A 13,981-nucleotide genomic window follows, 5' to 3' on the forward strand; every position below is an offset into this window, starting at 1 on the left:
AGTGGTGAAAATGCAACAGAGTGATGCATTGTTTAATTGGTTGCAAATACAGATTGTTTGGGATGCAAGACCAAGTGATATTTCTGCGAAAGATACAGTTGTATTTTTTGAGACCCTGCTTCTAGAAGATTATGAAATAAAAGAGTTAAAGATGGAGTTGCGAAATCAAGAATATTGCATTTCTTACAAACAAGAAGGGAAAGAGCATAAAGTCTCCTTCCCAAAAGAACAAGCTGAAAAGTTATTAAAAGACATTACCGAAGAACCGAAATACAATACATGTCTCTAAGGTTTTGCTGTTCGTTGCATGTTAACCTTTGTAGTTATACGATCATGACAAGTTTCACAGATTTGTATTTTATGAGGATGTTTCATTATTTTTCTTGCTTGAAATTTTGAGGGGGTAAATGCCTCATCACAAAGGATGCAAATTACTTTCATGAGAATCCATAATTCCTTTCTAAACAGCTCTATATAAAATCAGTATACACCAATTTAGGGTGGGATAAAAAAGGGTAGAACCAAATAGGTTACTATCCTTTTTGTTGTAATGTTTATGAAGATTCTTTAACGGACGAAAATGGATATACACCAATAGAATTTTATTTGAGATCGATTTTAAGATCTATGTTTGGGTTTTTGAAATCTCCTGTAGTGAATACTATACCCATAGTCTCATGAGGCATTTAAAAGAGACAAAATACGACCAAAGATGTATAGCAAAATACTACCTATACCTCACGTTTTCCGTATGAATAGGATATATAATTTCATTAATTGATACAATAAAAAGGAGAGATTTTAGTGGATATGAGGGGAATAAAGATCTTGGTGCATGCTAGTACATGGTTTGCTCCGATGTTACTCCCAAGTATTGTTTTCTTTCTCATAAAAGATAGTGCAGTGAAGCGAGTTGCCATTCAAGCATTCTTTTTTCATTTGATTATGGCAGTGCTCATTTCGATTTCGTGGTTTTTCTCGATTGTGATTATTGGGATTCCATTTTTGATTTTTTTCGGGTTGATGGCGTTCATCTGCCCTATTATGGGAATTATATATGCCCTGAAGGATCGCACCTATCAATACCCGATCGTAAAGTGGTTTATCCGATAATGTAAAGTTTAAACAGTCCGGTTTTTTAGGGGGCAAAATAAAAACAGTTACCTAATCAGGTAACTGTTTTATCATTTTATGAATGAAGGTAGTATTCTTCTAGCGTAATTCCTTTAATTGTGAGCTCTTTTGCTATCTTCACACCTACATACCGTATATGCCAAGGTTCATATTTATAACCAGTGACTTTCTCTTTTCCTTTTGGATATCGAATGATAAATCCAAAATCTTGTACGTGTTTAGCTAACCACTCAGCTTCCGGTTTTTGAGCAAAACAATCATCAGCCGCACAAGTACCATCTTTCCCTGTTATATCAATAGATAGTCCAGTTTCATGTTCACTCGTACCTGGTAGTGCACTATAAGTTCGAGCTTTTGCATACCCATCTCGTTTTACATATCGGTTAAATAACGCTTTTTGTGTTTCGTGGGAGCGATATCCCGATACGCCTTTTAAATAAATATTATCTTTCTTTGCTGCATTTACCATCTTTTCTAGCTGGGTAGCTGCTTCTTTTCGTAATTGCCGTTTCTCTGTTGAAGCGCTCGCTAGAAAAGGGATATTTAGTGATGCGAGATCTTTTGGGTTAAATGTCTCTGGCAGGCTGTTATGTTTGTTCACAAGCACGGAGATGTCATCTGGTTGTGCAATTACTTGTAATTTACCAGTAGAGTATTTTGGTAAAGGTTTTCTGGTATTACTAGATTGTTTGTTATTTTGTACTACGGTTTCTGTTGGTTGATTCTTTGATGACTGTTTAGAAGGTTCTTCCTTTTTCGAACAGCCAAATAGTACCAATGGTAAGAGAAGACAAGAAATGCCAATTGTTATATGCGTTCTCATTGATAGAAACTCCCTAATAAAGTATGTTTTTCATGTATGTTGTAGGAGGAATAGGAAAGATTTTGTAGTGTGATTATATTAGATGGAATAATTTTCTTAATTACTTTTGTATTCTACTTTGTTTTATGGTAAAGAAAATACCAAAATAAATCAAATGAAAAATAAAATAGATCTAAATGAATTCTGTTCAGAACAAAGAAAAGAGCCGTTCAAATGAACGACTCTCGTCTCTCAAATTTGTATATTTATAATTGTAATCTTATAGAAGAAAGAGGTGGATACTGCTAATCTGCAGGTTTTTCTTGTTTCGGAACTACTTTGGTGGGTTGAGGGGCAATTCGTTCTGCTATTCCAGCAAGTTCTCGAAGAACAGAGGATATCGGTTTGCCATCTCGGATATCTTTGTTTATATTTTTTATTCTTTGCATCAAGTCTACATCCGCGGTTACAAGTGCTCTTGCACCAACAGGATCTTTGTGTAATGCCTCAGCAACCGAATATTTAACTGTACCTACTTGTCCCCGATCAAGATTGGCGTCTAAGTCCAGACCTACGATGGAATATTTGCCAACGGATACAGCTGACGCATCTTTAACATGAGGCATCTGTTTTGCGATTTGTTCAAGCCGATTGGAAACCTTTGTTGTAGTTTTGTTATACTGAGGGGCAGGAACAGTTTGTTTTACCCGTTGCGTGTAGGAAATCTTCTCGGCTTTGGGTGAGACTTCTTTTGGTGCGGAGTTTTCTGGTGCACAACCAAAAAGTAAACCTGTTACCAAACAAAATACACCAATCAAACGAACACAAGCAATCATATAAGGATAACTCCCTTCTGTCAGTTATCCTTTAGTTTGCAACAAAGGAGACTTGTTCATGCAATTGGAAAAATATGTATTAGGACCTATTGCAACCAATGCCTATCTTCTCTATGAAGAAACAAACAAACAAGGTATTGTATTTGATCCAGGTATGAATCCAGAGGTTTTAATCAAGCGGATAAAACAATTGGATTTGACCATAGAGGCGATCTTATTAACACATACACACTTTGATCATATCGGTGGTCTTGCAGAGTTAAGAACAAACACCAATGCTCCTGTAATCGTACATACAAAAGAGCAAGAATGGTTGAGCAATCCTCTTTATAACGGGTCTGCTGCTTTTGATGGTTCAAATAAAATGTCTTTTGAACCTGCTGAAATTGAGGTCAAAGGGGGAGAAACATTGTCTTTCTTAGGGAAACAATTACAAGTCTTGTACACACCAGGACATTCTCCAGGAAGTATCTCCTTTTTTGATGGTGAAATGGTTATTTCCGGTGATGCCTTGTTTAAGGGTGCAATAGGAAGAACAGATCTAAGAGATGGGGATTATCAAACATTAATCCAATCGATTGAAAGTCAATTATTCACATTAGCAGATGATGTTGTTGTTCATCCGGGACATGGTCCATCTACAGCCATTGGTCACGAACGGAATACCAATCCTTTTTTTTCCTAGAAGGAGGAAAATCGTGAAATTAATCCGTACTTTGCTTATCTTGCTACTTCTTGTTGGAGTTGTTTATGCAATATATGACACAAACAACAAACCTGTCGTTTCCTATGCAAACTGCAAAGGAAATCCAGGTCTAGAAGTGAAGGATTGTGCGCCAAACTTCAAACTTAAAACATTGGATGGAAAAGAGGTTGAACTCTACCAGACAAATGGAAAACCGAGTATCATTAATTTTTGGGCTTCATGGTGTGATCCTTGTAAACGAGAAATGCCTTACTTAGAAACGGCTTACAAAAAATACAAAGATCAAATAAACTTTCATATGGTAAATGAGACGTCACAAGATACACTTCCAAATATCAAAAAGTATATGAAGCAATATCGTTATACCTATCCAGTAATTTTAGATCAGGAAAATGAAGATGGACAATCGATTGGCACAGATCATTACCAGTTGATAGGTATTCCAACAACTTTTGTCATTGATTCAACCGGGAAGATAACACACAAGGTCATTGGTGAAATGAGTAAGGAAGAACTACAAGATATTCTCGATGATGTGTTATCGTAGAGAGGATATAAAATATGGAACAAGTAACCATTTGGCTTGCTTTTGCAGCAGGAGTTTTGTCTTTTATTTCTCCGTGTTGTTTACCGCTTTATCCGTCTTATTTGTCTTATATAACAGGGGTATCGGTTTCTCAGTTGAAGGAAAAAGGTAGATCGAAAGAATTAACCAAACTGACGATGATACATACTTTTTTCTTTTTACTTGGTTTCTCTCTTGTGTTTTATGCACTTGGGTTTACATTTTCTTGGATTGGACAATCTTTTGTTAATTATAAAGATTTGATTCGCATGCTTGGTGGTGTTTTGTTAATCTTTATGGGTTTATTTTTAACAGGGATTATCGAGCCGAAATTTTTAATGAGAGAAAAGAAATGGGATGTTTCCAAGCAAGGTCTGGGTTTCCTGAGTTCTTTTTTAATAGGAATTAGTTTTGCAGCAGGTTGGACACCTTGTTTAGGACCTATTCTCGCTTCTGTATTAGCTATTATTACGATAAAAGCTCAGTTAACAGTTGGTTTTTTGTATATCACCATGTATGTACTTGGATTTGCAATTCCGTTTTTTTTAATGGCTTTTTTTATTGGAAGAACAAAATGGATATTGAAATATTCGAGCCAAGTTATGAAAATTGGCGGAGGGTTATTAATTCTTTTTGGTATTATGTTGTATACCAATCAGTTGACTGCTATCATTGCATGGTTTACCAATCTTACCGGAGGATTTACCGGATTTTAAAATGAAGGTGAAGGAATAGATGAAGAAACAAACGAGGTATTGGGTGAGAAGGATTTTGCTCCTCTGTTTAGTCGGATTGGTTGGATACGCCATATACCAAGTTTCAACGGATACAGGTGGGAAGCCAGTAGAAGGGGATGAAGCGCCGAACTTTACTTTAACTACTCTTGATGGTAAGCAAATGAGTCTTTCGGATTTAAAGGGAAAAGCAGTGATGCTTAACTTTTGGGGTACTTGGTGTCCGCCCTGCAAGACGGAAATGCCAGCAATTCAACAAGCTTATATGATGAATAAAAATCGTGGTTTTGTAGTTGTTTCGATTAATATTCGTGAAAATGAACTGCCAGTAAGTAATTTTGCCAAACAGATGGGGCTCACGTTTCCGATATGGATGGACAAAGAAAGAGAAGTCGTCAAGCAATATAAAATTGGTCCAATCCCCAGTTCTTTTTTTATCAATCGTGAGGGCGTGATTGAGAAGAGAATAGAAGGTCCTCTACAATTAAGTCAATTACAATATTTTATTAACCAAATCATTTCATAGATAAAGGGAGTGTTCCTAATGGAAAAATTTCAACACATTTCTGCTGCTGAGTTTGGGAAACGTTTTGAGGAAGAAAAACAGAATTACATCTTTGTCGATGTCCGAACGGAAGAGGAATTCGACAGTGCGCACGTAGAAAATTCTATTCATATTCCTTACGACGTGATGGAAGAACGTTTTGAAGAACTACTTCCACACAAAGAAAAAAATATATTGTTAATTTGTAGAAGCGGCATGCGTAGTCAAATAGCAGCGCATATTCTTGCAGAACGAGGTTTTGAGAAACTCTATAATCTCGAAGGGGGATTAATGGAGTGGACAGGTCGTCTACACAGCAAGTAACTGCCATGTTGCAAGTGATACGGAGTCACTTGCAACAAAGTTCTACTGGTCGTTTGCCGTTTGCAAAGATAATGGATTTAGCTTTGTATCATCCACAACATGGTTATTACAACAAGCCCGCTCCCAAACTTGGGAAAAAGGGCGATTTTTTTACCAATGTACATGTTAGTAATCTTTTTGGCTATGTAGTAGCGGATTATTTTTTGAAATATTGGAAAGAGTTCTATCCGTCTTCTCCCCTTCAATTGATAGAAATAGGAGGTGGAGATGGGAAGTTAATGGAACAGATAACCAAACAATTTCATCACAAAAAAATTGAGAAATCAGCTGTTCGCCTATATTCAGTCGAAAAAAGTTCATACCATCGTGCCGAACAACAGCAAAGATTAAAAAATATTCCTTATGACCTATATTTTGTAGATCAATTAGAACAGGTTCCTCCAGCCATTTTCTCTATTGTATATAGTCATGAGCTGTTGGACGCTTTTGCTGTTCATCGACTAATATGGGAACAAGGTAAATGGTGGGAAATATATGTAACAGAAAACCAGAACAGATGGATAGAAATAAAAGATCGATTGTCTAGGGTGGAGTTGGAAGACTATACAAATCAGCTCCCTATCGATTTTGCAGAAGGACAGCAAATAGAAGTGAATTTGCAGGCAAAATCTTGGTTGCATCGTGTTTCCGATTGGCTTGAATCTGGATTGATTTGGACACTCGATTATGGTGGAAATAACAGAGAATTGTACAGTATGAAATACTTAGATGGCACAATGAGATATTATCAAGCTCATCAACATATTCATGATCCCTATTTGAATTTAGGAGAGATGGATATGACTGCTCATGTAAATTTCGAAGATATGAAAAAATGGGGAGAAAATAAGGGTTTATCTACCTATTTCTATGGTTCGCAATCGAGTTTTTTAATGGAAGCAGGCATTTACACCTATACAGATCCAGCATACCGTAACGCAATCAAGCAATTAATAATGGGGATGGGAGAAAATTTCAAAGTGTTGGTTCAAAAGAAATAAAATATAGCGGTTTAAAAATAAAAAACCCTTTTAAGGGGTTTTTTATTTTAGTGAACAAATGTTGCATACGCTACCATGCCACAAAAAGAAATAACCATGTAACTACCAAATAGGTACATATATGTTTTTTCTGTATAGCGTTGATAACCGAGTATCACAAATATGATAGCTTGAAAAATAAATAATCCTGCTGGTATGTACATATGGCCAGCGATAAACATGAGTGCGATAACTAGAGCCCAAAAGCCTAAAACGCGAAACATGCGATCCACAAAATCACAGCCTTCCCCTATTTCAAAATGAGTCAATGGATAATTAACCGAATAAAGAGCATAGCTCAAGCAATCTTTATTATACCCAGTTCAGATATTTGGTTCAAGTAATGTTACTGGAAAGGGTTTCATCTCTTATCATAACTCTTTTGTTACATTACTTTGCATGGGTGAGAAAATATTTTTGAAATCCGCATGATAAGTATAGTTCTAGCAACTTGAGGATATAAAAGGGATAGAGATCATACTATCGTTCGGTTTTGATGCATAGGATTAAATAGTGAAAAATATTGCCTAGAATAGGAGGTTTATTATGGCTGTAAAGCGTCAAGATGCTTGGTCTTCTGAAGATGATATGATTTTAGCAGAGGTTACTTTACGGCATATTCGCGATGGAGGTACCCAATTATCTGCTTTTGAAGAAGTAGCAGAACGACTTGGTAGAACCCCCGCTGCCTGTGGATTTCGTTGGAATAGCACTGTGCGAAAAAATTATGATGCAGCTATTCAAGTAGCTAAAACAGAGAGACAAAGAAGAGGCCAAGATAGAGTTCATTATGCGACACCACTTACTTTAAGTAGTGTGCGCATGGATAGTCTTCCTAGTTTGGAACATCAAGAAGACGACTACTCCTTGGATCATGTCATTCGATTTTTACGTCAACATAAAAATGAAGTAAGTGAATTAAAAAAACAACAAAAACAGCTCGAAGAAGAACTTTGTGACAGGGAAGATGAATTAAGGCGATTAGAACTTGAAAATAAATCCATGAAAGAACAACTGACAACGGTCGAATCCGATTACCAATTAGTAAATGATGATTATCGTACCCTTGTACAAATCATGGATCGAGCTAGGAAATTAGCAGCTCGAACAGAGGATTTAGAAAAAGAACATAAGTAATGAAATAAAAATCTGCTGTTTTTTTCAGCAGATTTTTGTTTGGAAATAATCAATCGATACTTACGAAGTTTGAAAAATTTGATACGATAGAAGAGAAATATATTTTGTCCAAAATGAATAATTTTTTAAAAGGTTACCATCAGAGAGGGGTCTTTTAAGATGGCTAAAGTAGAAGCGACAATAGTAGGAATTGTTTCGAAGATACTAGTTTCCATCGGGGAAGAGATTCAAAACGGGCAAGAAGTATTGATACTGGAATCGATGAAAATGCTTATACCAGTTGAAAGTACAAAAAACGGAAAAGTAAAGGCGATACATGTGAAAGAAAGTGATTTTGTTAACGAAGGAGAAGTATTAATTGAATTGGAAGAAATATCATAATGGTAAAAATAGTGGAGGTAGGGTTGCGAGATGGATTGCAAAATGAAGCTGAAGTACTACCAACAACTGTTAAAATAGAACTAATCCGCAGGCTGATAGCCGCTAAACTTACTCATTTGGAAGTCACTTCATTTGTCCATCCAAAATGGATTCCTCAACTAGCCGATGCTGATCAATTGTTATTGCAGTTACCTATAGAAAAGCAAATCAATTATCGAGCTCTTGTCCCTAACCTCAGAGGTTGGGAACGTGTCAAAACACCACCTCTTCATGAAATTGCTGTCTTTATTTCCGCAAGTGAGACTCACAATCAAAAAAACGTGAATAGCACCATTCAAGAATCCATGCATCAGATCAGACAAGTGATAGCAAGCGCTAAGTTGCAATCTGTGCCTGTAAGAGGTTACCTATCTTGTGTTTTTGGATGTCCCTACGAGGGAACCATTGCTTTCTCGGCTGTTGAAAAAATGTGTAACTTTTTATTTGAATGTGGGGTGTATGAAGTTTCACTTGGAGATACGATTGGAGTTGCCACACCAAAACAGGTTCAACTTATTCTTCGGCATCTACAACCTACGTATGCAGGTAAGTTAGCCGTACATTTTCATGATACAAAGGGACTTGCATTAGCAAACACATATGTTGCCCTAGAAGAAGGAGTGACAACAATAGACAGTTCAATTGGAGGGCTTGGAGGATGTCCTTATGCACCAGGTGCTTCAGGAAATGTCGCGACAGAAGAAGTGGTTAACTTATTGCATGGATTGGGTATAAAGACAGAATTCGATTTGGATGAACTTTGTGAAATAGCTTCTTGGTTACAACAGATTTTCCAAAAATCCCTCCCCTCTAAAATGTTGAAAAATTATTTAGCGAAGAAGGAGGTAGGTGGATTATGACGTGGATCACCAAAGAAGATTTAGGATACATCACCATATTACGCTTACAACGACCAGAAGTTTATCATGCTCTAAACCGACCTTTGTTGTGTCAAATGTCTACTTTTTTAGATGAATTGCAAGAATCAAAGACTAGGGTAGTAATCATCACGAGTACGGGTGATGCTGCATTTTGTGCAGGTGCAGATTTAAAAGAAAGACAGACAATGAGTGAGCAAGAAGTTCGTGAGTATCTCACTTTAATACGCCATACCTTTTTGAAATTGGAGTCTATGCACTGCCCAGTAATAGCAGCAATTGATGGAGTAGCTTTGGGAGGGGGAATGGAGCTTGCACTTGCTTGTGATATTCGGATTGCTGGGGAAGCATCCACTTTCGCTCTTCCTGAGACATCATTAGGAATTATACCAGGAGCTGGCGGGACACAACGATTGAGCAGAATAGCAGGAATTACCATTGCTAAATTGTTGATATACACCGCGAGACGAATATCAGCAATGGAAGCAAAACAAGTCGGTATTATTAGTAAATTAACGCAAACAGGACATGCTTTACGAGAAGCAATGTTGATGGCAGAAGAGATTGCGGAGAATGGTCCTCTTGCTGTTAAATATGCAAAACTGGCCATACAAGAAGGATATCCTTTAGGGTTAGAGCTGGCGATGGAAAAAGAAGCTTATGCTTATGAGCATTTGATTACTACAAAAGATAGAACAGAAGGATTACATGCTTTTCGAGAAAAGAGAAAGCCACAGTTTGGAGGGGAGTAGAAAGATGAGTGAACTTAACGAAAAAAGTAAACGCTTACAACTCGGTGGTCACTCTAAATATCACGAGAGGTCGGCAGAACAAGGTAAATTATTTGTCCGTAAGCGGTTGGAACTCTTACTAGATGAAGGCTCTTTTGTAGAAGATGGATTATTTGCTAACTCGATAGAAGAAGAACTGCCAGCAGATGGAGTAATAACAGGTGTTGGAAAAATAAATGGCTCGGTAGTGTGTATCATGGCCAATGATTCGACTGTGAAAGCAGGATCATGGGGAAAACGAACAGTCGAGAAGATTATTCGGATTCAAGAGACTGCTGAAAAATTGCGCGCCCCACTTTTCTATTTGGTTGATTCCGCAGGTGCAAGAATTACGGATCAGTTAGAGATGTTTCCTGGTCGACGTGGCGCTGGGCGAATATTTTATAACCAGGTGAAACTATCTGGAGTCATTCCTCAGATTTGTCTCCTGTTCGGTCCATCGGCAGCCGGAGGTGCATATATACCCGCGTTTTGTGATGTCGTAATTATGGTAGATAAAAATGCAAGCATGTATTTGGGATCGCCAAGAATGGCGGAAATGGTAATTGGACAAAAGGTTTCATTGGAACAAATGGGTGGTGCCCGTATGCATTGTTCGGTGAGTGGGTGTGGAGATTTTCTAGCGAAAGATGAACCAGATGCAATTCGAATCGCACAGCTTTATTATTCCTACTTGCAAAAATCAAACGGAATGGATTTTGAATCCAGCGACACATTGGATTCGCTCACATCGATCATTCCAAAAGAACAGAATGTTCCATTTGATATGAAACAGGTGATACATGCATTAGTAGACCAAAATTCTTGTTTAGAAATAAAAGAATTATTTGCACCTGAGTTGATCACTGCCTTTGGCCGATTAGAAGGAAAATCCATTGGAATTATTGCGAATCAATCAAAGATAAAAGGAGGAGTTTTATTTGGTGATTCAGCAGATAAGGCAGCAAGATTTATTACGCTTTGTGATGCTTACCAGATTCCCCTTCTTTTTTTAGTAGATGTTCCTGGATTTATGATTGGAACTCAAGTAGAAAGAGCAGGTATTATTCGTCATGGAGCAAAAATGATTGCGGCTATGTCTGAAGCAACGGTTCCCAAAATTTCGGTAATCGTTCGAAAAGCGTATGGTGCAGGTCTATACGCGATGGCAGGACCGGCTTTTGAACCCGATTGCTGTATTGCTCTACCTACTGCTCAGATTGCGGTAATGGGCCCTGAGGCGGCAGTAAATGCTGTCTATCACAATCAAATTCAAGCATTAGAGCCCGAAGAGCGTGAACCTTTCATCCAATCGAAGAGAATGGCGTATCAGGAAGATATTCATATCTATCGACTAGCTAGTGAATTGATTGTGGACGTCATGGTGGAACCTGAAGATTTGCGTAATGAGCTAGCAAAAAGGTATGATCTATATAGCGAAAAACAACTGGATTTCAGTCGACGCAAACATCCTATTTATCCGGTGTGAGAAAAGATGAAAATTGGTATAATTGGTGGAGGGTCACTAGGGCTTTTATGGGCTGCTCGATTGAACGAGTATGCAGATGTGACCCTTTTTTGTAGGACAGTGCAACAAACTGATGTTATTAAAAAACAAGGTCTTCTGGTAACAAACACCAGTGGACAAAAAAAGAGATATTTGGTATCAGCAGAATGGATTGAACACTTCCATCATTCTGCTGGTTTTGATGTGCTATTTCTTATGGTGAAACAACCAGCTCTTGATCAAGTACTTAGAATGATTCCATCTCTTATCCATCAGAAAACACATGTAGTTGCTTGGCAAAATGGTTTAGGACATGTCGAAAAGATAGAAGCTTGTCATTTTCCTGCAAGTTATGCAGTAGTAACAACCGAAGGGGCCTATAAACTATCCGCGAATCATGTACAACACACAGGCTATGGTTATGTTCGTTTGGGAAGATTACAGTCAAAAGATGGTATGGACTCTTTTTTCTCTTCTTTTTTACAAAAATTTCATATTGAGCTCGTTGACCATATTGAGCAATATTTGTGGAGGAAATTTGCAGTAAATGTCGTCATCAATCCATTAACAGCATTATTAGAAGTTCCAAACGGGAAGTTGATGGATCTTGATATACAAGCAACAATATATCAATTAGTAAATGAACTTTGTCTTGTAGCAGATGCAAAAGGAATATGTCTAAAACAAGCAGACATCTATGATCAAGTAAGTGAAGTTTGTTCCAAAACAGCGAAAAATTTCTCCTCTATGCTTCAAGATATTCGAGCAGGAAGACTAACGGAGATTGATTCCCTAAATGGAATGGTAGTTACTTATGCGAACCAATGTGGATTAGTTGTGCCTACTCATTCCACTTTAACAGACTTAATTAGAGCTAAGAGTATGTTGTTTTGAGCATATGATATATACTTGACTTATGATAAGTAAGTAGCATCTGGAAGAAGGGCTGGCATAAATTGAAAATAGAAAAGTGTTTGATTCCCAATGAGAAGCTAAGACAAAATGAAACTTTTTACACCTATGATCCAACCCAAGACAACAGCTACTTAAAGCGCTATCTCTATGTAACCAACCAAAAATATAAACGTGAACAATTAGTTGAAGTTCTAAGGCAATATCATCATCCAGAACTAATTCATCCATCTATTGAGAAGAATTTTGATCGATTGCTATCACCTGATAGTGTTGTGGTTATTGGAGGACAACAAGCAGGGCTATTAACAGGTCCGTTATACACCTTATATAAAGTCATTACGATTATACAATTAGCAAAACGGGAAGAAGAACGTCTTCAAAAACCAGTGATCCCCGTATTTTGGATTGCTGGGGAGGATCACGATTGGCAAGAAGTGGATCATCTGTATGTCCCGAATCATATAGAAACAGTGAAACACTCCTTTCCATTTGAAAATGTCAACAAGGGATCTGTTTCTTCCATAATGTTGGAACCACATGTTGTGCACCAATGGCTGAACGAATTGCACCAATCGATTGAGGATCGAGAACATAAAGCGGACTGGGTCACTCTATGTGAAGAGCTTACGCACGAACCCATTACTTGGACTTATTTTTTTGCAAGGATTCTTCATTACCTATTTGGGGAATATGGTTTAATTTTAATCGATTCAAATGATGCTAACTTGCGTGCATTAGAAGCTGATTATTTTGATCAACTTATACAAAAAAATGAAGAGTTGCATGATGCAATTGATCAAGGCATTGCAAATTGGGAAGCAAAAGGTAATCCTTCTGTGCTTCAGTTCGAAGAAAATCAAGCCCATCTCTTTGTGGAAGAAGAGGGGAAAAGAATTGCACTCTATCGAGAAGGAGATCGGTTTACCAGTCGCAATCACTTCTTCCAATACTCTTCCTTCGACTTGCAAGCGAAACATTTTCAACTGAGTAATAATGTCGCAACACGCCCATTGATGCAAGAGATGGTATTTCCTGTCCTTGCTTTTGTTGGAGGGCCTTCGGAAATCGATTATTGGGGATGTTTAGCAGATGCTTTCCCTGTCCTTGATTTACAAATGCCCATTGTCTATCCCCGACAAAGCGTGACAATCATCGAGCGATCCATTGAAAAGTACCGGGCGAATTGGGGGGTGACATGGGATACACTAATCATTGGAAAAGGACAAGCATTATTGGAATCTTGGAAACAAAACAACCAACCACTAGATGTAGAGCAGCAATTTGCTGATTTATACCATCAATTAGAAGATCTGTATACTCCCTTTATCCAAGAGTTAAATACCACAATTGGTGGAAATATGAAGCAAATGGGAGAGAGCACAAGAGAAAAGATGCGAATGCATATTCGTTGGCTGAAACAAAAAGCGTATGGTTTAATAGATGAAAGGCAAGAAGTTTCCCTTCGACAGCAACGGGAAGTCATCAATGCTGTATACCCGATGGAGGGACTGCAAGAACGTTGTTACAATCTTGTCTATTTTTGGAATAACTATGGACTAGATTGGCTTCATATGTTATGTAAACAAGAGTTACCTGAACTAGATACCCATCAGGTGTTATATTTATAGTG

Annotated in this window: 19 protein-coding genes; 15 read left to right on the forward strand and 4 right to left on the reverse strand. The window is 37.7% G+C overall.

From position 1 onward, the window contains the following. Nucleotides 1-10: 10 nt before the first annotated feature. Nucleotides 11-289, forward strand: coding sequence for a hypothetical protein (locus A3GQ_RS0100915; RefSeq protein WP_028775459.1), 279 nt, complete (start codon nucleotides 11-13; stop codon nucleotides 287-289). Here A3GQ_RS0100915 and A3GQ_RS28430 read toward each other — a convergent pair. Continuing rightward, nucleotides 286-441 carry a DUF2197 domain-containing protein gene (locus tag A3GQ_RS28430; RefSeq protein WP_083964025.1) on the reverse strand — a complete coding sequence of 52 codons (156 nt, stop codon included), beginning with the start codon at nucleotides 439-441 and terminating at the stop codon, nucleotides 286-288. The genes A3GQ_RS0100915 and A3GQ_RS28430 overlap by 4 nt on opposite strands. A 369-nt stretch (nucleotides 442-810) precedes the next feature. Between A3GQ_RS28430 and A3GQ_RS0100925 the strand changes: the two genes are divergently transcribed. Then, on the forward strand, nucleotides 811-1,113 hold the full coding sequence (locus A3GQ_RS0100925; RefSeq protein ID WP_425423358.1) for a magnetosome magnetite crystal formation protein family: 303 nt from the start codon (nucleotides 811-813) through the stop codon (nucleotides 1,111-1,113). A 76-nt stretch (nucleotides 1,114-1,189) separates the two neighbouring features. Here A3GQ_RS0100925 and A3GQ_RS22930 read toward each other — a convergent pair whose 3' ends face one another. After that, a complete protein-coding gene (locus tag A3GQ_RS22930) occupies nucleotides 1,190-1,957 on the reverse strand; it encodes a M15 family metallopeptidase (RefSeq protein WP_051271067.1) in 768 nt (255 codons plus the stop codon). A 284-nt stretch (nucleotides 1,958-2,241) separates the two neighbouring features. Then, the gene (locus tag A3GQ_RS22935; protein ID WP_051271069.1) at nucleotides 2,242-2,772 is read right to left on the reverse strand and encodes a YhcN/YlaJ family sporulation lipoprotein; all 531 of its coding nucleotides are present in this window, start codon (nucleotides 2,770-2,772) and stop codon (nucleotides 2,242-2,244) included. A 58-nt stretch (nucleotides 2,773-2,830) separates the two neighbouring features. Here A3GQ_RS22935 and A3GQ_RS0100940 point away from each other — a divergent pair, with 58 nt between their 5' ends. From A3GQ_RS0100940 to A3GQ_RS0100965, 6 genes are read left to right on the forward strand one after another with little or no spacing between them, the layout of a single operon-like run. After that, the gene (locus A3GQ_RS0100940; RefSeq protein WP_037463538.1) at nucleotides 2,831-3,457 is read left to right on the forward strand and encodes an MBL fold metallo-hydrolase; all 627 of its coding nucleotides are present in this window, start codon (nucleotides 2,831-2,833) and stop codon (nucleotides 3,455-3,457) included. A 13-nt stretch (nucleotides 3,458-3,470) separates the two neighbouring features. After that, complete coding sequence (locus A3GQ_RS22940) at nucleotides 3,471-4,025, forward strand: TlpA family protein disulfide reductase (protein ID WP_051271070.1); 555 nt, start codon at nucleotides 3,471-3,473, stop codon at nucleotides 4,023-4,025. Between the two features lie 14 nt (nucleotides 4,026-4,039). Then, a complete protein-coding gene (locus A3GQ_RS0100950) occupies nucleotides 4,040-4,759 on the forward strand; it encodes a cytochrome c biogenesis CcdA family protein (RefSeq protein WP_028775462.1) in 720 nt (239 codons plus the stop codon). Between the two features lie 19 nt (nucleotides 4,760-4,778). Then, on the forward strand, nucleotides 4,779-5,303 hold the full coding sequence (resA, locus tag A3GQ_RS0100955; protein ID WP_028775463.1) for a thiol-disulfide oxidoreductase ResA: 525 nt from the start codon (nucleotides 4,779-4,781) through the stop codon (nucleotides 5,301-5,303). Nucleotides 5,304-5,321: 18 nt separating this feature from the next. Beyond that, nucleotides 5,322-5,645 carry a rhodanese-like domain-containing protein gene (locus A3GQ_RS0100960; protein WP_028775464.1) on the forward strand — a complete coding sequence of 108 codons (324 nt, stop codon included), beginning with the start codon at nucleotides 5,322-5,324 and terminating at the stop codon, nucleotides 5,643-5,645. After that, entirely contained in the window at nucleotides 5,618-6,685 is a 1,068-nt protein-coding gene (locus tag A3GQ_RS0100965; protein ID WP_156877484.1) for a class I SAM-dependent methyltransferase, read from the forward strand. Before A3GQ_RS0100960 ends, A3GQ_RS0100965 begins: the two co-directional genes overlap by 28 nt. Before the next feature lie 47 nt (nucleotides 6,686-6,732). Here A3GQ_RS0100965 and A3GQ_RS0100970 read toward each other — a convergent pair whose 3' ends face one another. Then, complete coding sequence (locus A3GQ_RS0100970; RefSeq protein WP_342664983.1) at nucleotides 6,733-6,948, reverse strand: DUF2626 family protein; 216 nt, start codon at nucleotides 6,946-6,948, stop codon at nucleotides 6,733-6,735. Nucleotides 6,949-7,270: 322 nt separating this feature from the next. Between A3GQ_RS0100970 and A3GQ_RS22945 the strand changes: the two genes are divergently transcribed. The 7 genes from A3GQ_RS22945 to bshC all read left to right on the forward strand — a co-directional run bounded on the left by A3GQ_RS22945 (nucleotide 7,271) and on the right by bshC (nucleotide 13,979). Further along, entirely contained in the window at nucleotides 7,271-7,861 is a 591-nt protein-coding gene (locus A3GQ_RS22945; RefSeq protein WP_051271071.1) for a precorrin-3B C(17)-methyltransferase, read from the forward strand. 159 nt (nucleotides 7,862-8,020) lie between these two features. Beyond that, nucleotides 8,021-8,242 (forward strand): biotin/lipoyl-containing protein, encoded by a 222-nt coding sequence (locus A3GQ_RS0100980; RefSeq protein ID WP_028775467.1) that lies wholly within the window; start codon nucleotides 8,021-8,023, stop codon nucleotides 8,240-8,242. Then, the gene (locus tag A3GQ_RS0100985) at nucleotides 8,242-9,141 is read left to right on the forward strand and encodes a hydroxymethylglutaryl-CoA lyase (protein WP_342664976.1); all 900 of its coding nucleotides are present in this window, start codon (nucleotides 8,242-8,244) and stop codon (nucleotides 9,139-9,141) included. Before A3GQ_RS0100980 ends, A3GQ_RS0100985 begins: the two co-directional genes overlap by 1 nt. Beyond that, the gene (locus A3GQ_RS0100990; protein ID WP_028775469.1) at nucleotides 9,138-9,911 is read left to right on the forward strand and encodes an enoyl-CoA hydratase-related protein; all 774 of its coding nucleotides are present in this window, start codon (nucleotides 9,138-9,140) and stop codon (nucleotides 9,909-9,911) included. The genes A3GQ_RS0100985 and A3GQ_RS0100990 overlap by 4 nt, the downstream gene beginning before the upstream one ends. Nucleotides 9,912-9,915: 4 nt before the next feature. Then, nucleotides 9,916-11,418, forward strand: a complete 1,503-nt coding sequence (locus tag A3GQ_RS0100995) for an acyl-CoA carboxylase subunit beta (protein ID WP_037463543.1) — start codon at nucleotides 9,916-9,918, stop codon at nucleotides 11,416-11,418. Between the two features lie 6 nt (nucleotides 11,419-11,424). After that, complete coding sequence (locus A3GQ_RS0101000; RefSeq protein ID WP_028775471.1) at nucleotides 11,425-12,330, forward strand: ketopantoate reductase family protein; 906 nt, start codon at nucleotides 11,425-11,427, stop codon at nucleotides 12,328-12,330. Between the two features lie 62 nt (nucleotides 12,331-12,392). Further along, nucleotides 12,393-13,979 carry a bacillithiol biosynthesis cysteine-adding enzyme BshC gene (gene bshC / locus A3GQ_RS0101005; RefSeq protein ID WP_028775472.1) on the forward strand — a complete coding sequence of 529 codons (1,587 nt, stop codon included), beginning with the start codon at nucleotides 12,393-12,395 and terminating at the stop codon, nucleotides 13,977-13,979. Nucleotides 13,980-13,981 lie beyond the last annotated feature (2 nt).

It is taken from the genome of Shimazuella kribbensis DSM 45090, from assembly GCF_000428065.1.
Classification (GTDB): Bacteria; Bacillota; Bacilli; order Thermoactinomycetales; family Thermoactinomycetaceae; genus Shimazuella; species Shimazuella kribbensis.